Origin of the sequence: Hoeflea sp. 108 (genome assembly GCF_000372965.1) — a bacterium.
Lineage (GTDB): Bacteria > Pseudomonadota > Alphaproteobacteria > Rhizobiales > Rhizobiaceae > Aminobacter.
Genome location: NZ_KB890026.1, coordinates 46,942 through 65,430 on the forward strand (window position 1 = coordinate 46,942; position 18,489 = coordinate 65,430).

Here is an 18,489-nt window from a genome sequence, read left to right on the forward strand (position 1 = left end):
GGCCTCAAACGATCGCGCGGCGGAAGTCGCCCAAGAGGGCGGCGATGTGGCCAAGGAACCTGGCAGCGGCGACACCGTCGATTACCCGGTGATCCCAGGACAGCGAAACCGGCACGATCAGCCGCGGCTGGAACGAGACGCCGTCCCAGATGGCTTCCATCGCCGAGCGGCCGGCGCCCAGGATCGCCACCTCTGGCGCATTTATGATGGGCGTGAACCCGGCCCCCCCGATACCGCCGAGCGACGAGACTGAGAAGCAGCCACCCTGCATGTCGGCGGCAGACAATCCGCCCGCGCGCGCCTTGTCGGCAAGCACCCGCATCTCGGTAGAGATTTCGACAACGCCCTTGCGGTCGCAATCGCGGATCACCGGCACCATAAGCCCCTTCGGCGTGTCGGCGGCAAAACCGATATGGACGTAGTTCTTGAGCACCAGATCGTCGCCATCGAGCGAGGCGTTGAAACGCGGGAATGCCTTGAGCGCCAGTGCCGAGGCCTTGATCAGGAAGGCGACCATGGTCAGCTTGGCGTCGTTGTTTGCCGCATTGAGCTCCTTGCGAAACGCCTCGAGCCCGGTCACGTCGGCCCTGTCGAAATTGGTGACATGGGGGATGGTCAACCAATTGCGAGTGAGATTGCCGCCCGAAATCTTTTGGATGCGCGACAGCGGCTGGCGCTCCACGAGACCGAATTTTGCGTAATCGACCGCAGGCCAGTCGGGCAGGCCGGCGCCTATGCCGGAACCCGGCGCCTGAACCATGGCCCCACCAGCAAGACGCTCCTTGATGTGTGCGGTAATGTCTTCTCGCAATATTCTTCCTTTGGCGCCCGACGGCTTCACCAAGCCAAGGTCGACCCCGATTTCGCGGGCAAAAGAGCGCACCGACGGCGTTGCATGAGCGCTCGCGGAATGCTCCGACGCAATCGTCGGTCCATTTCCTGCAGACATTGGCGATGGTGCCGTCGGCTCTTTCACAGGAGCCGGTGGCTCGGCCAGGAGAGGTGAAGCTGGTTCTGTTTTGGGCTTTGTCGCATCCGACGCTTCTTCCATCGGAGGCGCTGCAGCATCGATGATCATCAGCAGCGCGCCTTGCGACACGCGAGTGCCAATAGCAACAGCAAATTCCCTCACGGTACCGGCAACGGGGGCCGGGATCTCCATCGTCGCCTTGTCCGACTCCACCGTCATCAGTGGATCTTCCACTGCGACAACGTCCCCCGGCTTCACCAGAAACTCGACAACGGGCACATCCTTATAGTCGCCAATGTCCGGCAACCTGACTTCCATTTGCTGGCTCATATCAAATCTTTCAGAACTGGAGCTCGACCCGGATCAGCGCAGCCAGGGCGCATCGGCAGCACCGTCGAGGCCGTAGCGGGCAATTGCGTCCGCAACCGTCTGGCGCATGACAGCCCCCTCGGCGGCAAGTGCCGAAAGTGCTGCCACCGTGATGTGACGATGATCGACCTCGAAGAAGTGGCGCAGCATGGTGCGCGTGTCGCTACGGCCGAAACCGTCTGTACCGAGCGCGGTAAACGCACCTTTCACATAGGATGCAATCAGCTGCGGATAGGCGCGAACATAATCGGTGGCGGCAATGATCGGCGCCGTGCCGGGCAGGCAACGCGCGAGATGGCTGGTCATCGGTTCGGCAAGAGGATTGTAACGGTTGTGACGTTCCGCCTCTCGTGCATCGCGTGACAATTCAGAAAAGCTTGTCGCGCTCCACACTTCAGAGGCGACACCCCAATCATTGGCAAGCGTCTTTGCTGCCTCGGCAACCTGAGGCAGTATCGTGCCTGAGCCGAGCAAACGCACAAGACCAGCACTCTTCTTGGGTTTGTGGCTGGTGAGCTGGTACAGCCCCTTGATGATATCGGCCTCGACACCCTCAGGCATCGACGGCTGGGCGTAGTTCTCGTTCATCGCGGTGATGTAATAGAACTCGTCCTTGCCCTGTTCCATCATGGCGCGGGCGCCATGGTCGAAGATGACCGCCAGTTCATAGGCGAAGGCAGGGTCGTAGGCACGGCAATTTGGAACGGTAGAAGCCACGAGCAGGCTCGATCCGTCCTGATGTTGAAGTCCCTCGCCTGCCAGCGTCGTCCGGCCTGCGGTCGCCCCGATCAGGAAGCCCCGCGAACGTTGATCGGCCGCCGCCCAGATCAGGTCGCCGACACGCTGAAAACCAAACATGGAGTAGTAAATATAGACCGGCAGCATGGCCAGGTTGTGAATGCTGTAAGATGTCGCAGCGGCCACCCATGACGACAATGCGCCAGCCTCGGTGATGCCCTCTTCCAGCAACTGTCCGTTTCTGGCTTCCTTGTAATAGAGCATCGAGCCTGCATCCTCAGGCTCGTAGAGCTGACCGACCGGAGAATAGATGCCCACCTGCCGGAACAGGTTGGCCATGCCGAATGTACGCGCCTCGTCTGCGACGATCGGCACGATGCGCGGCCCGATTTCTTTGTCCTTGATCATGTTGCCGAGCAACCTTACCGCGGCCATCGTCGTCGACATCTCCTTGCCGTCGGCGTTGAGCGCAAAGTCCCCATACCCTTTGAGCGGCGGGACTGCCACCGGGTCGGCTTGGCGCCGGCGTGCCGGCAGGTACCCCCCGAGCGCCTCACGGCGCGACCGAAGGTAGGCAAGCTCAGTGCTGCCTTCGGCCGGCTTGTAGAAGGCGACCTGCTCGGCCTGCTCATTGCTGATCGGCAGCGAGAAGCGATCGCGGAAAGCCAGCAGAGCATCGACGTCGAGCTTCTTGGATTGGTGCACGGTCATCCGCGACTCTCCCGCTGCCCCCATGCCAAAGCCCTTCTTGGTCTTGGCAAGGATGACCGTCGGTCTGCCATTGGTTGCTCTGGCAGCCTCAAAGGCAGCAAAGAGCTTGCGGAAATCGTGGCCGCCGCGTTTCAGGGCGTCGATGTCATTGTCCGACATGTGAGCGACAAGGGCCTTGACCTCTGGATCTTCCTCGAAGAAGTGCGCCAGGTTATAGGCACCGTCCTTGGCGCCGAGCGTCTGGTACTTGCCGTCTACGGTTGCGGCAAAACGACGGAGCAGCGCATGCTGGGTATCGCGCGCAAACAGCGCATCCCATTCCGATCCCCACAAAACCTTGATCACGTTCCATCCAGCGCCCCGGAAGGTGCTCTCCAGTTCCTGGATGATCTGGCCGTTGCCGCGAACCGGGCCGTCGAGACGCTGGAGGTTGCAGTTGATGACAAAGGTAAGGTTGTCGAGCTTTTCACGTGCAGCGATCGACAGGCCAGCGATCGATTCCGGTTCATCCATCTCGCCGTCCCCGAACACGCCCCAGACATGCCGGCCCCCGGTATTGGCCAGATCCCGGTCGTTGAGGTAACGCATGAAGCGGGCCTGGTAGACCGCTGTGATGGGGCCGATCCCCATGGATCCCGTCGGCACCTGCCAGAAGTCGGGCATCAGCCATGGATGAGGATAGGAACAAAGGCCGGAGCCGCCGATCTCCTGGCGATAGTGTTGAAGGTGTTCTTCCGAAAGCCGCCCCTCCAGATAGGCGCGCGCATAGACACCGGGAGCCGAATGCGGCTGGAAGAACACCACGTCGCCGTCGCCTGCGCCTGTGTCGGCGCGGAAGAAGTGATTGAAGCCAACTTCAAAGATTTCGGCTGCCGAGGCATAGCTGCCGATGTGCCCACCAAGTTCTCCATAGGCCTTGTTGGCCCGGACCACCATGGCCAGCGCGTTCCAGCGAATGATCGCTGTGATGCGCTCCTCCATGGCAAGGTCACCGGGAAATGGAGGCTGCTTTTCCAGTGGGATGCTGTTGCGATAAGGCGAGAACGGCAGAGCTTCATGGACGATGCCCAGTTCCTTGGCCCTGCGGTCGAGTTCGCCGAGAATGAATTCGGCTCTTGTTCCGCCCGAACTGAAGAACAGGGTTTCCAAAGAGGCCAGCCAGTCCGCCGTTTCCTGAGGGTCGCCGTCATGTCCAGCGCTGGCTCCTCCAGTGGAGGCGGAAGAGTTATTGGTGAGCATGATGGCGCCTTAGCTCCTTGAGTTCCTCTTGCGCGCGATAATAGCGGCAAGGCCTCGGAATTTCCTGCCGAAGGTGTTGCAAGATTTCAGAATTACGGCACTTTGTGCTGTAAGTATCTAAAATGGCAGTTGAATGAACCGACCATGACGCTTGATACGATAGACATGCGCATCCTTGCGGAGATCCAGGAAGATGCCAGCCTCACCAATGTCGAGCTTGCCGCAAGGGTGGGATTGTCGGCATCGCCCTGCCTTGCCCGGGTACGCGCCCTGGAAGAAGCCGGCATCATCACGCGCCGCGTCGCCCTGCTCGACCCGGTAAAGCTGGGCGCCAATGTCAGCGTGTTCATCCAGGTCACGCTGGAAAAGCAGACCGAGGCGCTGCTTGAGGTCTTTGAGGCGGCTATGGCGCGCCTTCCCGAGGTCATGGAATGTTATCTGATGACGGGCGATTCCGACTATCTGCTGCGCGTGGTGGTACGCGACACGGTCGCGCTCCAGCACTTCATTGTCGACCGGCTGTCCAAGACGCGTGGCGTTGCAAACATACGATCGAGTTTTGCTCTCAAGCAGGTCAAGTACAAAACCGCCCTGCCGCTCGAGGATCTTACGAGTCCGCAGAAGCGGCGGTAAGGCAAGCCGTCTTGCAACCTACATGTGAAAAAGCCTGCGGACATCGGCACTTGGGCTAGATCAGCGGCTTCGTCTATTGCGTCTCTGGCCCGGCTCCAAGGGCTTTGCCAGGCCCCCGGCCGTGGAAGGGTTTTTGTTTGCTGCGCCAGGCACCTGCGTTGGCCAGATGGCATGGATCGCTAGACGATCTCGAGCGTTGTTTGCGCTGGGAGGAGGTCGCTATGATCGACGACCCCAAAAGTCGGCGAATAACTCGAACTATCCCGGCAGATGGCCAGCGAGCTGTCTACGACGACCCAGTCCGCCAAAAGCTCGACAAGATCATCGCAGCGCAGTCATCTCCTTGAGACCTTACGCCTTGCATGCGACGCGCTTTGAAGCGTGTTTTTCGCCAACCTTGCGGCCAATGCCACTGGCCTTGGCGAGCTGAGAGCGTTGGGCAGCATAGCTTGCCTAAGCCATGGGATAGTCGGCCGGCAGGCCCCATTTCGAGCGATACTCTTCAGGGGTTAGCCCGCGAATAGACAGGTGACGCTTCAGCGACTTGTACTGCTTTCCGTATTCAAGGCTGATGAGATAGTCCGGCGTGATCGTCTTCTTGATCGAGACCGGCGGCGTCAATTGAAACCCGTGGCCTCCCCATTTGGAGAATGACAGCGTCCCAGCGCCATCGGAAGTTGTGGGGCGAAGGCCGTCCCCAAAGCGGGCCTGCCAGGGCTGGTGCGATAGGTGGCGTAGCCAAGTTGCTCCAGCCCACCCCGTCATCGAACCCTTTGGGATTAGCCGGCAGCTTTGCGGGTACTATTGTCTATAGGAACGCCGTCAGATGGCAGCCCAAGTGCGGCGAGCTGCAACCTGACCAGCTCTCTCACCGCCTCCTGGCGGTTTACACCGGACGAGTGCTTGCTGAGATAGGTATCGATTGCGTCCGCAAGATCCTCCGAAACGCGTAGATGTATCGCAACGCTTCCGCCCACCCGAGGTCGGCCGCGCTTAACTTCATTAAACTTCAAACTGATGCCCCCATCATTTCTTATTAGGGGACGCTACAAGACGCTGTCGCAAAACAGAATACGCCAAATGCGGTAACCCATTTGGATTAGCTGTTGCTGGTCTCAAACGCAAAAACCTCCGCCAGCCGGAGCGAGCGGAGCTTTTGCTCGACCCGCGGGTTACGGTTCATCATGACGTTCGTCACCTTGGTGTTGTCGTTCTTGTCGGTCTCGATCGAGACCTTCGCTCCGGCCTTGACCTCAGGGGCGGAACAGCGATGTCTGCGCGCTGCCCCTGAAAGCTCCGCAAACGCCCATGAAATGAGCTTGCTGCGAAGACCTCTGCCGGCGGGGAATGCCCAGGTTACCTGTTGAACGCCATGACCAATGCCTTTGAAAACAGCCTTGCCCAGGCAACCGTGCTGGCCCTCTGGATCGGCACGATCGACGTGCCGTCCGCCCACCAGACATTTGCGGCTGCAACAATCACATCAGGTGAACCCATCACTGATTGCAACACAGGCCACACGAGCAGCTGTTCATAACAAAGCAATGGCGCCACAAGCATTCCATCAACCGCGACAGTGGGATTCTCCAGCAAATAGGCCTGCGCTCCGCCTCCACCACCCCATGCTCGCCATGGCTGCCACATGGAAACCGGCACCGGCATCCTTTGCCGATAGGCGACCTCGGCATCACCAGCTATCGCGACCATCACATTGTCATAGCCCTGGCCATCAACAACCGTTGCTCCGGCGACAATCGTGACGTCAATGCTTGTCACCTGCTCGCGCCAGAGGCTATCAAGGGTAGGCGTAAGATGGCCAAGGGCATTTTCGGGCAGAACTATGACTTTTGCCCCCTTGTCTGCAGCTGCGCGAACCTGAGTCATCAGATCCCGGTGAAACTCAAGGCTCATGTCGCGGCCTAGTCGCCTTCCGTAATCAAGGTCCAATCCGATCCAGCCATCGGGTGCCACTGGTGTCTTCCAGCCAGCCACGGACCAGATCCAAAGGCCACCCAGCATCAGGATAACAGGCAGCCAGCGCCTGGCTGTCATCGCAACAAGCAAGGAGCGTCGCGCCCAACCCCCACCATCCCGTCCCCGGAAACAGCACACCAGCAGCGATGACAGGGTTGGCCTGGCCCCATGTGGAATGTTCAGTCCAAAGAACAACGTGCACCACGATAAAGGCGATGGAGGCTGCGACCCACAACAGAACGCCATGCCAGGCCACAGTGTCGTAATAATTGGATACGCCTTGTGGCAGGCCTCGTGAGGCCGCCAGGAAATAGCCTGTCGAAACAAGTCCCGCGACCAGCCTCGAAGGCGACCGCGACCAAAGCAGGGGAAAACCCATCGCCACGGGCAGCATCCGCGCATCGCCGCTCCAGCCGACAAGGCCGATGGCCACTGCGCCCAAGACGAGCAACGAACCTCGCCACATCACGGGGCAAAGGTGAAAACGGGACGTGCCAAACCCAGCAGGCCTTCTACTGGAAGCGGTCCGAAATATCGGGAATCGTACGACCCTGCGAAAGATGACAGGACAAACAGGGTGCCAGGATCAACCTGCCCGCCGAACCAGGCCTGAATCGGTCTGCCCTGACCATCCCGCATTCTGATTGGAGAGGAGACCACTTGGCGCCCGTCAATCACGACAGTCGCGCCGATCTCGACAGTTTGACCAGGCAGAGCGGCAACGGGTTTGATCAGCGGAGCGTAACCGCCTGAACAGAGGCCGCGCCTGAGGTAGCCGCGCAGGAAGGCCCGCCTCGATCCTTCGTCTGCCGGCGGGCAGACAAACACGATGTCGCCGACCCTCACCGGCCGCCGCAGTGTCTCGATACGCCATAAGCCAACTGAATCGCTCGGCGGTCAGATTGATACGGTAGCCACCGATGAAGGCCGATGCCGCGAGGATCGCAATCCCGGCGGGGGCCATAAGAAGCGCCAAGGGGGTGTGAATGCCGATCATTGCCGAATAACCGGCTGCTGGCGAGATTTCGGTACGAGATCCTCCACCCAATCCTGTCTTGCTTGTGCTCGCGTATACGCCGCAAGCTGCTGAGCTGCCTTTAGCATCGGCCATGCGTCCCGCAGGCGTTGCACATTCTTGTGGTCGAGCCCGTTCGCCAGCTGGTCAAACAACCCTCCCTCGGGGACCTGGGTCGACGCCAGCAAGGCATATTCACCAACTCGCTGCGACGCCCACGGCCTTGATCGTGGCCAGTAGCAGCGCATCCGCCTGCGGGCTGGACTTCGTCTGACGTGCGCGGTCGGGATTGTCCTTCAGCGCACGCGGATCGACCTTCATGAGATGCATGGTGTTGCTCCTTTAGGGGATTGCGGACTCAGCCTGCACCGGTCCTTTTTCCGTCTTCTTCCCGAAGACCCCCTCCGTCCCGTGGAGCGGGCGGGCCGATGCAACTGCGGCCGAGCATCCCTGCCTGGCCGGACAAGCGGGGCTGACAGCCCTGCGCAGGACGACGGGCCGGGATCGCGAGCGGCGCGCTTGAGCGCCAGCGTCACCAGCCTGCCCGATCTGCGAGCAGGATGCTTTACCCTTTTCCCTCTCCCATCCTTTCCCCAATCTTATTGAAGTCCGCATTTTCTGACGCTATATTGTGTCATAATCAATGGCTGATCGAATGGAGATTTGCGAGATGGGTCTCGCCCAATATGCCGATGGCGGGCTTTTCTCGCCACGCAAAATTGCCAGTGCCCTGCACACCACAAGCGAAGAGATCGCCCGGACCGTAGGGCTCGGGAAGGACGCTATCCAGCGGAAGGACCGCATTCGCTCGGACAAGACGCAGCGACGCCTCCGGGAAATGACCGAGATCGTCAACAAGGTCGAACCCCGGTTTGGCTCCGCCCTGATGGCCTATGCCTGGTATCGGTCGGAACCTCTGCCCGGCTTTTCGGGCTTCACGGCGATGCAGCTCGTCCGCGACGGTCGCGCCGACGAGGTCCTCGACTATATCGACGCGGTCGACGCCGGCGTTCACGCCTAATTTGGCCGATGAAGTTTCGAGGGACACTCTACCGGGCGCTCAACCCGATCTATGCGCGCGAACCGATGTCGGGGCGCGGCGCCGAGCTCTACGGAGGCCGGTTCAACCGAAAGGGGACGCCGGCACTCTATACGTCGTTGTCGATCGTCACGGCGCTGCGCGAAGCCAATCAGGCTGGTGCACTGCAACCGACGACGCTTGTCTCCTACGATGCGGCGTTCGAACGCATTTTCGACACGCGGGACGATGTCGCCCTGCACGCCGAAGGCATGGACGATGCGAGCCTCGCCGACCACACATGGCGCGACCAGATGAAGGTATCCGGGGAAGCGAAGACGCAAGCCTTCGCCGGGCGGCTCACTGCTGCCGGCTATCATGGAATGATCGTAAGAAGCTTCGCGCCCGGCGCCACCCGAGACGACGCCAACCTCGTCCTTTGGACATGGAGCGATGCGGCACACTGCCGGCTGACGCTGATCGACGACGAAGGTCGACTGTCGCGATAGCCTCGGCGCGGACCGTCCTATCGACATGAAAAAGGCCAGCTGAGCACAACGGCGCAAACGTCTCTATCCGTCCGTCCTCGTCGTCGCAGGCATTGGGCGCCATAGCCTGGCAGCGCAAGTGCGAAGAGCTTCTTCATCTGCTGCCGCCTGTGGAATCATGGTTCCAGCAAGGGAACGAAACCCAAAACCAAGTGGGGGATCAAAGGCCAGGACGGCTTCGCATTGCCGGCCCCTTACGGGGCGCTCGGCAAGTGACAAGACGGGAGGTGACAGCGCATGCGCGTTATGCGCAACCTCGGCAACAGCTCCCTCGCCCAAGAAATGCAGCGTGACGAAGAGCAGGCGCTTTTCTTGACCCGTTGACTGGGAGGGGCATGACAGAGGAGCAGGATCACTCCTTCCGCACACTGTCTAGGCAGTAAGGGGTCACGGGTGATCGGCACGAATGGTTTGACAGCATCGTGCTCTTCCAGGCCAACACTGAATCGAGAATGCCAGGACATCTGAATGTCCGGGCTTCTTGCGCTACCTATCTATGTGAGCCGACTCGATGGCCAGTCAAATTAGATCTCATGACCGCTACTTCCACATCGAACGCATCTTGCCTTTGATGTCGACTGATGTTCGGGGCCTAGCGCCTTGGTCATGACGATACGATTGGCTCGTCCACGACGTTGACTTGAAGTGATCGAGCAAGTGCGCCGGAATGAAACGGGTCCGAGAGGCATAAACATGCCTGTCGCCACGCGCGACCTGGCCGGAGGTGTAGAAGCGCTGCGGTGTGATGAGATGCAGTGAGTCCTTAGCCCGGGTCATGGCGACGTAGAGCAGTCGGCGTTCTTCCTCGATCTCTTTGCGCTCGCCAGCACTCAGGTCGATCGGGATGCAGCCGTCGACAGCGTTGAGCACGAAGACCTTGGTCCATTCCTGACCCTTGGCGGAATGGATCGTCGATAGGATAAGATAGTCTTCGTCGAGATGAGGAGGTCCAGCCTCGTCGCTCGTGGCAGAAGGGGGATCCAGGGTCAGATCTGTGAGGAACCGCTCACGGCTTGGGTAGCCTGAAGCAATTTGCTCGAGTTGGAGAAGGTCTGCCCGCCTAGTCGTTGCGTCTTCGTGCTTCCGCTCGAGGTGTGGCTCATACCACAGCCGGGCTCGCTCCATTTCCGTGGGCCAGCCTGGGCCTCGCCGTAACTCTGAAAAAAGATCAACGAACCCGGGCCAATCGGCAGCGGCGCGTGCCGGCGGCACGAATCTCGCCAGCCCCAGTTCCAGGTCGAGAGCCTCTTCCATGCCGTTGATCGCCTGAGTGGCTGCGGAAGGACCAATGCCAGGCATCAATTGCATCACTCGAAACCCGGCTATGCGATCCCTAGGGTTCTGGGCAAAGCGCAGCACGGCAAGCACGTCCTTAACGTGGGCTGCATCGAGGAACTTCAAGCCGCCGAATTTGACGAATGGGATGTTGCGACGGGTGAGCTCGACTTCAAGCGGTCCTGAATGATGGGCGGCCCTAAACAGGACGGCTTGTTCCTTGAGAAGCGAGCCGGCTTCTCGCTCCTTCAGGACTTCGTCGCAAATGTAGCTTGCCTGCTCCGCTTCATCGGGTACGCTAACGATGAACGGTTTTTCCTGAGATGTCCGTTCGGTCCAGAGGTTCTTGGTGAAGCGTTCGGTCGCTTCGCCGATGACAGCGTTAGCTGCATTCAGAATAGCGTCGGTCGAGCGATAGTTCCGGTCGAGCGTGACGACTTCGGCCGGCTCGGGAAACAGGGTAGGGAAGTCGAGGATGTTGCGGACTTCTGCCGCACGGAACGAATAGATCGACTGGGCATCATCACCAACAACAGTCAGGCCGCGGCCGTCCGGTTTGATAGCAGTCAGGATTGCTGCCTGTAGCACGTTCGTATCCTGATACTCATCGACGAGGATGTGGTCGAAACGCGAGGCGAGATGCGCCGCGATCTCCGGCTCGCCGGCCATCTGGGACCAGTAGAGAAGCAGGTCGTCGTAATCGAGGATGTTTTGGGCCTGCTTGGCCTCGACGTAAGCACCGAACAGCTTTTTCAGCTCGTCGCTCCAGGCGACGCACCACGGAAAATAGCTGCCCAGGACCGCCTCCAGCCGCTCTTGAGAGTTGACCGCACGCGAGTAGATCGAAAGGCACGTGGCCTTGGTGGGAAAACGGTTCTCGGTCTCCGAGTAACCGAGTTCGTGCCGCACCAGGTTCATGAGGTCGGCGGAGTCTTCGCGATCATGGATCGTGAAGCTGGGCTCCAAGCCGATTTCCCGTGCGTAGTCTCTTAGCAATCGTGCGCCAATTGCGTGGAAAGTGCCAGTCCAGGTGAGACCTTCCGTGAGGCTCGCTGCGCGTTCTTTTAGAACGTCGGCGGCGATGCGCTCAACGCGTTTGCCCATCTCGACTGCAGCCCGACGGGAAAAGGTCATCAAAAGGATGCGTCGCGGATCTGCCCCCCGCACAATGAGATGTGCGACGCGATGGGCGAGCGTGTTGGTCTTGCCCGATCCAGCGCCGGCAATAATGAGGAGGGGGCCAGAGATGGCTCCGTCGCCGTACATGGCCGCAAGCCGCTGCCCGTCATTCAGTTTGGACAGGTAGATGGGTTCTTCGGTCGAATCACGGATAGCGACGTTCATGGAGCCATGAAGCATTGTTTCCGTTTCGTTCGCAATGTTTCCGACGGCTTTTGGTGGCCGCCACGGAGATTCGCAAGGCGAAGTCTCTGCGGCGCGGATCAAGGCGATCATCTTGCAGACATCATGTGCTTTCTAATGACTCTGCCTCACATTGGCGCGCATTCCTCCGCCATGCCGCCCATGCGCATTCAAGGGGGCCGCTCGCGAGCTGTCCCCCGCAAGGGAAGCTCCGCCGCGCCCGAAATCACTCATTGTTTCAGTTTCCGACACGCGCCCTTGCGACCTCCGCTCTTCGCGGTTTGCGGGTGGGGTTCCGCAATACTGCGAGGAAACTGGGCAAGCAGGGTGTGACGTGCAGGCGTCCGGGAAGACGATGACCATGGCCGCCGCGATCATGGAGCAACGTCGGCTCGGCCTGATTGCCAAGGCGATGCTGACGGTCCCCGGTCACTGCCTCGCGCAGGGTCGCGCGCGAATTCCTGGCGCTCTACCCGAACGCCCGCATTCTCGCTGCGGACGAGACGAACTTCACCAAGGACAAGCGGGCGCGGTTGCCGGCGGTGTCTGTGTAGGTGATCAGGACTTTTTCACCTTCCTTCAACGTGCTGGCCTTGATGGTTGCCGGAAGCACGACTGATTTGCCATTGTCCAGCACGACGGCCCCGCCATGCTTGCGGCTGCCATCTTCTTCAGCATGCGGCGTCGGCGCTGGCCGTTTCGACGGTCTCCACAGCGCGTCACCTGCCGTCTATGTCCACGTGCTGCCCGATGTGGCGCCGGTCGACGCGTTCATCGTCGCCGAGCGTCGACACGAGACGCGATGTCGTGACGCCCACGCTGTGGCCTACGCCGTTGCCAACCAGCCGCTGACCGCTTGGCGTCTCGCGGTCGACAGCTAACTCGCACATCGACCGCACATTGCGGTTGCCTGCCCCCTTAAGGGCCGGTTGCCTAAAGCGGCGCCGGCCCGCTCCGCTTCTGTGGTTTGCCAAGAGCTGACCTATCGCTCAAGCCTCCCGCGATACTTTGAGAAGCGAGCGGCCAAGCAATTTTGCTACCGTGCGATCTTAACGTGTTCGCACAGCGCAGCGATCTCGCTCCAGTGATGGACGCTTCCAGATCGCGTCGTGATCATGCAGCGCGGCCGATGGCTATCGTGCATAGTCTCGACGGCATACTTCAGCGCAGCTGACAAGCTCGCGAACGGGATCATGTCGATTGCGGCAAGTGTTTGCCCCTTCTTTTCTTTGAACGAAAGTTCTGCAGGCTCGTCCAGATTCACGGCCTCAAAACGGCTGTTCATAAGAAGCTCCCTTCCAATGTGTGAAAGCAACCACAGGTAAAGCACCAATGGCGCTGACCGACAAGCAGCATAACTTCGTCACCGGATACCTTGGCGGCACCGCGTATGGTTCCTTCAAATCAGTATGGAGAAGCCGGCTCGCCGGCCGTTATTCGGAGTTTGGGAGATTCGGATTCCTCGTGACCATCGGTCTCCCAGGTGATGCTAGCCGTCCCGTTGCTGCGTCAGGTCCGCGCCACTTCACCGGCCGCGAGAAGCTGATCGCACAGTTCAACGAACTGAACGCCCAGGCGGCCAGCGAGTAGGCGCCAACTCGAGGGACGATCATGGCCGATATCTACGGAACCCTCGCAGGGGCCACGGCCTATCACGCCGATTGGGACAATTCGGCCTGGGTTGCTACCGGCGTCACCGATGCCAAGCGCAACGCCGCCCTTGTACGCGCCGCCGCTGCGCTTGATGGCCATTATGGGGGACAGTTCCCCGGCCGAAAGACCGGGGTCCGTGTGCAGGCCCTAGCATGGCCGCGAACGGGCGCACGAGACCACTGAGCCGGTGAGGACATCCCGGATGATGAAATCCTGGCTCAGGTCGTCAGCGCGGCCTATGAGCTTGCACTAGCCGAGCTGCAGCGGCCGGGCTCTTCATCGCCGACGGTAACGCCGGGCAGGGTGGCCAAGCGACAGAAGGTCGAGGGCATCGAGCGAGAGTTCTTCTCTGCATCAGAGGGCGGGTTCCATGTCGCCCGATGCTAGGCGGTCTGACTTGATGGCCATGGAAGACGCCCTGCGGTGCATCCTCACGCCGGCCAGCGCGTCGGTAGATTTGCTGCGGGTGTAGTGCCTGCTGGTCCCCGCCACTGGGGCCAGCGCCCGCATCATCAGTAGGGCTTGTCCTATGCCTTGGTCTTCCGCGGGGCTCGCTTCGCAGGCGTCTTCTCGGCAGGCTTGCGACCAAGGCCGAGTTCCTTCGCCAGCTGTGAACGCTGTGCGGCATATTTGGCGGCTACCATCGGATAGTCTGCGGGCAGGCCCCATTTGGCGCGATATTGATCCGGAGTAAGCCCACGGATCGATAGGTGGCGCCTCAGCGTCTTGTAATGCTTTCCGTCCTCAAGGCTGATGAGATAGTCGGGCGTGATTGTCTTCTTGATTTGGACCCGCGGCGTCGGCGGTACTTCCGCTGGGACTGCTGCAGCGACCAGAGTGCTGATGCTCGTGTGAATTTGGGCAATCAAACCTGGCAAATCCCCGGCGGGAATGGGGTTATTGGAAACATAGGCCGATACGATGTCGGCGGTCAGCTCAATCAGCTGATCATTCGGTTTGGACAATACTTCGGTCATTAGATTTCTCCGGCTATATCTCCCCGCTGAAATTCGGGTAGCCGAGATTTCGTTCCTGCGAAAGCAAAAATGTTGGTGCTCTGATGGTCGGCTTCTACGACGAGATGGCAGACATGGCGTGGGAACTTCTCGCGCCTGAACACGAAGGCGGGTTAGGGCACGGTATCGTCCAGTTGAAGCGCGTCACCACAGCACCGTGGCCGGACGAATGGACGCCGGGAGTGGAGACTCTCGCGACTTGGCCACTGTCGGCAACGGCCAAGAGACTGCACCAACGCTACGAGAATGGCGTACTGATCGTCCAGGCCGGCGACATGGTGACGTTGGCGATGCCGGAGGTTGAACCCCAGATCACCGACAAGCTAGTCATTGATGGCGCTGAACGTGCCATCACGAACCTAACACCGATTCCGCCGGCAGGAACGTCGTGGTTTGGAAGGCGTCGTGCGCCGCCTAGGAATAGGCCGCACTTGCAATCAAATACGCCACCAGTGCTAGCGCGAGTAAAAATTGCATCGTCATTGATGGTGCATTCGCTTGTCTTAATGCTCAAACGCCTATCACCTCGCGAGCGGGTAGAACAGCTTATCCCGAAAACGGTCGTAGAGTGGAAGGCGCGCGGGCGGCTTAGGGCTTCAAGTTGCGCCTGACTTCTTCGACTTCTTCGCGAGCAGGCGTGTCTGGGTTCTGTGCCGGATTGTCGCGAGTATCCCTAACGGGTTTCTCTTTCGCCGGATCTGGCTTGGGCTTAGGCCGCTTCTCCGTCTTCACATGTTTGGTCACGGGTCCGATCTCCTTTTGAGATCGACCAACCCGTTGACCACAACGATGGTTCCCCGATGCTTGTTCCTCTGACGCCTAGGCAGCGGCTGGAAATCCTCGCCAGCCAGTTCGAGCCTCTATTGCGTGCTGCCTTCATGGAGGCGATTGAGGATATCAGGTCGCAGGGCGTCTTGCGCCGGATTCTTGAGCGTCTGGAGCGTGGTGACATCGCCGGCGCCCTGGATGGCCTGAACCTCGAGTCTCAGAACCCAATCGACCAAGTCGACAAACCCAAACCGATCGCTCTCAAATGTCCCGACACCAACGGGGGAGCAGCCGAGGTAGATCATGTCCCCGAGGTCGGCGCCGTTGATGACCAGGATCACGTCACCCAAGTCCGCCGGCACCGCAACGCTGGGGTTGGCCCGCGACAGCGTTGGCATCGCGTCTGTCGGCGCCATAAGCGACGCCCGGAGGAAGCCCGTATCAACTGGCGCAAGCTGGTTCAGTTGCGACACCAACTCCTGGGCGGCTTGCTTGACCAACATCGCCGGTGCCCCCGGTGCGACCTACACACTGGTGGCCCGTGACGCGACCAGGAGCATTTCCGTCACGCGATCGGCAACTTCGAGAGCGAGCAGGAACGCTATCACCGGCATCTGGCCGATGCGCGCCGCAGGCTCGCATCCTTCCGTCAGCCGTGTTACCGATCTGATGTCCTCTTACTTCTTCTCGCTGGATCAGCCCGTCATGGTGTGGAGCACAGACACTCAGTTGCGCTTGTGCGGCTTGCGGTGGTTGACCACGGTGGCCGGCGTGACCCTGCCTGTGGCCTTGCAACCCTGGCACATTGGCTCCCTGGCGAGTTGCACCTTGCGAGCCTTGAGCCACACCTTCAGCCCATATCAGCGGCGGTAGATTTGAGCCTCAGGACTACGTCTTCGGGGCATGTATTCCTCTCGCCGGTTTGAGCGGTCGATTGGGTGAAGGGAACTCTCTGGCGTGCAGACTGTTGATTCCGGTCATCTAAGGAGATAGTCCGATGAACAGCAACACGGGCGTGTACGTGGCACTTGCCGCCCTGGCTTTCGCGGTCATCGCGATGTTCACATTGGGAATAGTGGACCTGGCGCACCGTCCCGGCCCCACCAAGGAAGCTACCCAGGTAGCGGCCGGCAAATGAGGCATCGTGCCTCACCGACCTCGATGTGCGGTGCTCCCGCCATCCGGTAAACGACACTCGCGGTCCCTGCGGAGCGTATGCGGCGGAAGTAATCCGGCATTCCCGTCCCGGCGCCCAAAGGCCACAACCTGAGTGGCCTGCACGCCAGTGCCCGCGCGCCTGAGGGGTCGCGGGCACCGCCCAACAGGCGAGGACCCGATTGGTTCCGGATTCGATGCTCTTTCGCCCGAAAAACAAAAGAATAGACGAGCGACTCGAAGGATCTAGGCAGGAACATGCAACAGGTTGCATCGTTTGCGTTTGGCAGATTTAGACCGTCGATAGGAGAAATCCTCATGAGGACGCCATATCTCGGATTGGCCTTCAACTTGGTGCTGAGCGCCATTGATCATGTTTGCGATGATCGATACAAGCGCGGATTTCTACAATAACATCAACATGGTCTATATGACGTTGACGATGTTGGCGCCGATGGCCCTGCTGATGCTCGCGACCATGGGACATATGTACCAACGACGGGCGCTCAATGCCGTACTTTATGTCGGCTTGATCTCTATCTTTATCGTTTCCCTAATATTCATCCGCGGCCAGCGCTATGTCGGCGACGAGCAATTCCTGCGCTCGATGATCCCGCATCATTCCGGCGCGATCCTGATGTGCCGCAAAGCAGGGATTGTCGATAGACAGATCAAAGACCTCTGCGACCGAATCATCGTAGCACAGCGCGCGGAGATCGATCAGATGAAGACAATGCTTCAGAGGGTCCACGGGACAGCAAGGTAGACGCTGACGCCGTGCCACTCCGCAGCAATGCCGTCAGGTCGTCTGGCGAGACCACCGGATGGTCGGGCCCGAATGGTTTCATGACGGCTCATGATCTGCATCCCAATAGTGCCAGAGCTTTCTCGTAGCGGTCGCGGCGTTCGGCATCGCCATCGGCCGAACTAGCTCGTAGATTGTCGCGCAAATCTGCAAGCTTGACCGGTAGCGCTAGAGCATTGCTGGCGGCACGCTTGACGAAGTCGAAGTAGTCTTCGTTCCGCCGGCGGGTCATGCAATCGACCGCACCGATCACCTCATCCTGAAAACCTTGGACAACGAGGTCGCCAAGGGTCAGATCGCTCTTTTCGACAACGTCATGAAGCACGCCGACGATCCGGCTCAATTCGTCATCCTGCGCCAGCATGACGCGCAAGGGATGCAAGATGTAGGGATCGCCATTCTTGTCCAACTGGCCCTCGTGGATTCTAGCTGCAAGGCAGATGGCGGTTTCAAGCTTCGACATGATGCTCTCCCGGCAAATTGAAGACTCAACGGCGCAATGGCGATTCCAGTTCCGACAATTTCACGCCTTCTCCCCGCCGGGAACCGACCGAAATGTCGCAAATTGGATGTTTGTCGGCGAGCATATCGCCTCCCCAATCGTTGACTGAACACACCAAAACTCCGGCCCGATCGTGATCGCCCTCGACGGAACCAGTCGGCATCGCGGCGGTTTGCCTACGTCCCGACAAGAACAGCTGACCAGTCGGCCATGCGGGGTAAGCTCGGCAAGTGGCTTCCACTGGAAGGGACAACAACCACAGAATGATCCAAATGGAGGCTCCCATGCTGATCAACGGAAAACAGGTCGACCTGAACGAACCGGCGACGTTCTACGAAAACCGCTTCAATCACGGTACTTTCTTTCCCTACCTCTCGCAGGCGATCCGCCATGCCGTTGCCGTCCCATCTGCAAGGCAACAACAGGCAGCGAGCATAGTCACACAATCTGGAGAACAGTTTGGCTGGGCCGAAATCAGCCTGTTGCACGACCATCTTCGACATGCTCAGGCAGAGCATTCGACCCCTCGGCGTGCCTAGAGCACCAGCGCTGCTAGCACCAGATAGAGGGCGGCGAAGGAAACCGATAATACGACGAGCATGACGGCATATTGCCGGACGGTTTTCGCAAGACCTCGCTGAACGTTGTGGTCCTTCATCCGTTTGAGTTCCTTCTGCGTCAGGGTCAATCTCGCAGGAGCTTTTCCGTTCCAAAGGACCACACCATTGTCGGGCCCAT

At 59.8% G+C, this 18,489-nt stretch carries 20 protein-coding genes and 4 pseudogenes; 11 read left to right on the plus strand and 13 right to left on the minus strand.

What is annotated here, in order from left to right; genetic code table 11:
- Positions 1 to 4: 4 nt before the first annotated feature.
- Complete coding sequence (locus tag B015_RS0128170; RefSeq protein ID WP_026227838.1) at positions 5 to 1,300, minus strand: dihydrolipoyllysine-residue acetyltransferase; 1,296 nt, start codon at positions 1,298 to 1,300, stop codon at positions 5 to 7.
- 33 nt (positions 1,301 to 1,333) lie between these two features.
- Complete coding sequence (mdeB, locus tag B015_RS0128175) at positions 1,334 to 4,027, minus strand: alpha-ketoglutarate dehydrogenase (protein ID WP_026227839.1); 2,694 nt, start codon at positions 4,025 to 4,027, stop codon at positions 1,334 to 1,336.
- A 144-nt stretch (positions 4,028 to 4,171) separates the two neighbouring features.
- On the opposite strand from mdeB, the gene B015_RS0128180 reads away from it, so the two are divergent.
- Entirely contained in the window at positions 4,172 to 4,660 is a 489-nt protein-coding gene (locus tag B015_RS0128180; RefSeq protein ID WP_040457411.1) for an Lrp/AsnC family transcriptional regulator, read from the plus strand.
- A 351-nt stretch (positions 4,661 to 5,011) separates the two neighbouring features.
- Here the strand turns inward: B015_RS0128180 and B015_RS34185 are convergent.
- From B015_RS34185 to B015_RS34105, 4 genes and pseudogenes are all read right to left on the minus strand, one after another.
- Positions 5,012 to 5,281: pseudogene (locus B015_RS34185) on the minus strand (MucR family transcriptional regulator); the annotation flags it as partial.
- A 735-nt stretch (positions 5,282 to 6,016) separates the two neighbouring features.
- Positions 6,017 to 7,100 (minus strand): annotated as a pseudogene (locus tag B015_RS32835) (conjugal transfer protein TraB).
- A pseudogene (gene traF / locus B015_RS32840) lies at positions 7,100 to 7,598 on the minus strand (conjugative transfer signal peptidase TraF). The pseudogenes B015_RS32835 and traF overlap by 1 nt, the downstream one beginning before the upstream one ends.
- Before the next feature lie 246 nt (positions 7,599 to 7,844).
- The gene (locus B015_RS34105; RefSeq protein WP_018431124.1) at positions 7,845 to 7,979 is read right to left on the minus strand and encodes a hypothetical protein; all 135 of its coding nucleotides are present in this window, start codon (positions 7,977 to 7,979) and stop codon (positions 7,845 to 7,847) included.
- Between the two features lie 340 nt (positions 7,980 to 8,319).
- Here B015_RS34105 and B015_RS0128210 point away from each other — a divergent pair, with 340 nt between their 5' ends.
- Positions 8,320 to 8,670, plus strand: a complete 351-nt coding sequence (locus tag B015_RS0128210) for an antitoxin Xre/MbcA/ParS toxin-binding domain-containing protein (RefSeq protein WP_018431125.1) — start codon at positions 8,320 to 8,322, stop codon at positions 8,668 to 8,670.
- A gap of 8 nt (positions 8,671 to 8,678) precedes the next feature.
- Positions 8,679 to 9,176, plus strand: a complete 498-nt coding sequence (locus tag B015_RS0128215; protein WP_018431126.1) for an RES domain-containing protein — start codon at positions 8,679 to 8,681, stop codon at positions 9,174 to 9,176.
- Between the two features lie 579 nt (positions 9,177 to 9,755).
- Here B015_RS0128215 and B015_RS0128220 read toward each other — a convergent pair.
- Entirely contained in the window at positions 9,756 to 11,834 is a 2,079-nt protein-coding gene (locus B015_RS0128220; RefSeq protein ID WP_026227841.1) for an ATP-dependent helicase, read from the minus strand.
- 379 nt (positions 11,835 to 12,213) lie between these two features.
- Here B015_RS0128220 and B015_RS32845 point away from each other — a divergent pair, with 379 nt between their 5' ends.
- Positions 12,214 to 12,471: a hypothetical protein gene (locus B015_RS32845; RefSeq protein WP_245262434.1), complete on the plus strand. Its 258-nt coding sequence runs from the start codon at positions 12,214 to 12,216 to the stop codon at positions 12,469 to 12,471.
- A gap of 100 nt (positions 12,472 to 12,571) precedes the next feature.
- On the opposite strand, the gene B015_RS33470 is transcribed toward B015_RS32845, so the two are convergent.
- A complete protein-coding gene (locus B015_RS33470; RefSeq protein WP_157632948.1) occupies positions 12,572 to 12,742 on the minus strand; it encodes a hypothetical protein in 171 nt (56 codons plus the stop codon).
- 146 nt (positions 12,743 to 12,888) lie between these two features.
- The gene (locus B015_RS0128235; RefSeq protein WP_018431130.1) at positions 12,889 to 13,137 is read right to left on the minus strand and encodes a hypothetical protein; all 249 of its coding nucleotides are present in this window, start codon (positions 13,135 to 13,137) and stop codon (positions 12,889 to 12,891) included.
- A 47-nt stretch (positions 13,138 to 13,184) separates the two neighbouring features.
- Between B015_RS0128235 and B015_RS0128240 the strand changes: the two genes are divergently transcribed.
- Positions 13,185 to 13,442, plus strand: a complete 258-nt coding sequence (locus tag B015_RS0128240; protein WP_018431131.1) for a hypothetical protein — start codon at positions 13,185 to 13,187, stop codon at positions 13,440 to 13,442.
- A 21-nt stretch (positions 13,443 to 13,463) separates the two neighbouring features.
- Positions 13,464 to 13,892: pseudogene (locus tag B015_RS34190) on the plus strand (DnaT-like ssDNA-binding protein).
- A 140-nt stretch (positions 13,893 to 14,032) separates the two neighbouring features.
- On the opposite strand, the gene B015_RS0128245 reads toward B015_RS34190, so the two are convergent.
- Positions 14,033 to 14,482 (minus strand): MucR family transcriptional regulator, encoded by a 450-nt coding sequence (locus tag B015_RS0128245; protein ID WP_018431133.1) that lies wholly within the window; start codon positions 14,480 to 14,482, stop codon positions 14,033 to 14,035.
- An 83-nt stretch (positions 14,483 to 14,565) separates the two neighbouring features.
- Here B015_RS0128245 and B015_RS31800 point away from each other — a divergent pair, with 83 nt between their 5' ends.
- On the plus strand, positions 14,566 to 15,132 hold the full coding sequence (locus B015_RS31800) for a hypothetical protein (RefSeq protein WP_018431134.1): 567 nt from the start codon (positions 14,566 to 14,568) through the stop codon (positions 15,130 to 15,132).
- A 249-nt stretch (positions 15,133 to 15,381) separates the two neighbouring features.
- Here B015_RS31800 and B015_RS33685 read toward each other — a convergent pair whose 3' ends face one another.
- Entirely contained in the window at positions 15,382 to 15,792 is a 411-nt protein-coding gene (locus tag B015_RS33685; RefSeq protein WP_018431135.1) for an HK97 gp10 family phage protein, read from the minus strand.
- Here B015_RS33685 and B015_RS33735 point away from each other — a divergent pair.
- From B015_RS33735 to B015_RS31810, 3 genes are all read left to right on the plus strand, one after another.
- Entirely contained in the window at positions 15,782 to 16,162 is a 381-nt protein-coding gene (locus B015_RS33735; protein ID WP_210162995.1) for a hypothetical protein, read from the plus strand. The genes B015_RS33685 and B015_RS33735 overlap by 11 nt on opposite strands.
- Before the next feature lie 124 nt (positions 16,163 to 16,286).
- Entirely contained in the window at positions 16,287 to 16,427 is a 141-nt protein-coding gene (locus B015_RS33690) for a hypothetical protein (protein WP_018431137.1), read from the plus strand.
- Positions 16,428 to 16,817: 390 nt separating this feature from the next.
- Entirely contained in the window at positions 16,818 to 17,210 is a 393-nt protein-coding gene (locus B015_RS31810) for a DUF305 domain-containing protein (protein ID WP_051092027.1), read from the plus strand.
- Positions 17,211 to 17,298: 88 nt separating this feature from the next.
- Here B015_RS31810 and B015_RS0128275 read toward each other — a convergent pair whose 3' ends face one another.
- A complete protein-coding gene (locus B015_RS0128275) occupies positions 17,299 to 17,712 on the minus strand; it encodes an HD domain-containing protein (RefSeq protein ID WP_018431139.1) in 414 nt (137 codons plus the stop codon).
- A 323-nt stretch (positions 17,713 to 18,035) separates the two neighbouring features.
- Here B015_RS0128275 and B015_RS0128285 point away from each other — a divergent pair, with 323 nt between their 5' ends.
- Entirely contained in the window at positions 18,036 to 18,290 is a 255-nt protein-coding gene (locus tag B015_RS0128285) for a hypothetical protein (protein WP_157632949.1), read from the plus strand.
- On the opposite strand, the gene B015_RS34110 is transcribed toward B015_RS0128285, so the two are convergent.
- Positions 18,287 to 18,409, minus strand: coding sequence for a hypothetical protein (locus tag B015_RS34110; protein ID WP_267322476.1), 123 nt, complete (start codon positions 18,407 to 18,409; stop codon positions 18,287 to 18,289). The two genes, B015_RS0128285 and B015_RS34110, sit on opposite strands and share 4 nt — an antisense overlap.
- Between the last annotated feature and the right edge of the window lie 80 nt (positions 18,410 to 18,489).

Excerpts from the sequence above, each read along its gene's own strand:
- B015_RS0128170 (WP_026227838.1), bottom strand. The coding sequence starts at position 1,300 with ATGAGCCAGCAAATGGAAGTCAGGTTGCCGGACATTGGCGACTATAAG.
- mdeB (WP_026227839.1), bottom strand. The coding sequence starts at position 4,027 with ATGCTCACCAATAACTCTTCCGCCTCCACTGGAGGAGCCAGCGCTGGA.
- B015_RS0128180 (WP_040457411.1), top strand. The coding sequence starts at position 4,172 with ATGACGCTTGATACGATAGACATGCGCATCCTTGCGGAGATCCAGGAA.
- B015_RS34105 (WP_018431124.1), bottom strand. The coding sequence starts at position 7,979 with ATGCATCTCATGAAGGTCGATCCGCGTGCGCTGAAGGACAATCCCGAC.
- B015_RS0128210 (WP_018431125.1), top strand. The coding sequence starts at position 8,320 with ATGGGTCTCGCCCAATATGCCGATGGCGGGCTTTTCTCGCCACGCAAA.
- B015_RS0128215 (WP_018431126.1), top strand. The coding sequence starts at position 8,679 with ATGAAGTTTCGAGGGACACTCTACCGGGCGCTCAACCCGATCTATGCG.
- B015_RS0128220 (WP_026227841.1), bottom strand. The coding sequence starts at position 11,834 with ATGAACGTCGCTATCCGTGATTCGACCGAAGAACCCATCTACCTGTCC.
- B015_RS32845 (WP_245262434.1), top strand. The coding sequence starts at position 12,214 with ATGGCCGCCGCGATCATGGAGCAACGTCGGCTCGGCCTGATTGCCAAG.
- B015_RS33470 (WP_157632948.1), bottom strand. The coding sequence starts at position 12,742 with ATGTGCGAGTTAGCTGTCGACCGCGAGACGCCAAGCGGTCAGCGGCTG.
- B015_RS0128235 (WP_018431130.1), bottom strand. The coding sequence starts at position 13,137 with ATGAACAGCCGTTTTGAGGCCGTGAATCTGGACGAGCCTGCAGAACTT.
- B015_RS0128240 (WP_018431131.1), top strand. The coding sequence starts at position 13,185 with ATGGCGCTGACCGACAAGCAGCATAACTTCGTCACCGGATACCTTGGC.
- B015_RS0128245 (WP_018431133.1), bottom strand. The coding sequence starts at position 14,482 with ATGACCGAAGTATTGTCCAAACCGAATGATCAGCTGATTGAGCTGACC.
- B015_RS31800 (WP_018431134.1), top strand. The coding sequence starts at position 14,566 with ATGGTCGGCTTCTACGACGAGATGGCAGACATGGCGTGGGAACTTCTC.
- B015_RS33685 (WP_018431135.1), bottom strand. The coding sequence starts at position 15,792 with ATGTTGGTCAAGCAAGCCGCCCAGGAGTTGGTGTCGCAACTGAACCAG.
- B015_RS33690 (WP_018431137.1), top strand. The coding sequence starts at position 16,287 with ATGAACAGCAACACGGGCGTGTACGTGGCACTTGCCGCCCTGGCTTTC.
- B015_RS31810 (WP_051092027.1), top strand. The coding sequence starts at position 16,818 with ATGTTTGCGATGATCGATACAAGCGCGGATTTCTACAATAACATCAAC.
- B015_RS0128275 (WP_018431139.1), bottom strand. The coding sequence starts at position 17,712 with ATGTCGAAGCTTGAAACCGCCATCTGCCTTGCAGCTAGAATCCACGAG.
- B015_RS0128285 (WP_157632949.1), top strand. The coding sequence starts at position 18,036 with ATGCTGATCAACGGAAAACAGGTCGACCTGAACGAACCGGCGACGTTC.
- B015_RS34110 (WP_267322476.1), bottom strand. The coding sequence starts at position 18,409 with ATGAAGGACCACAACGTTCAGCGAGGTCTTGCGAAAACCGTCCGGCAA.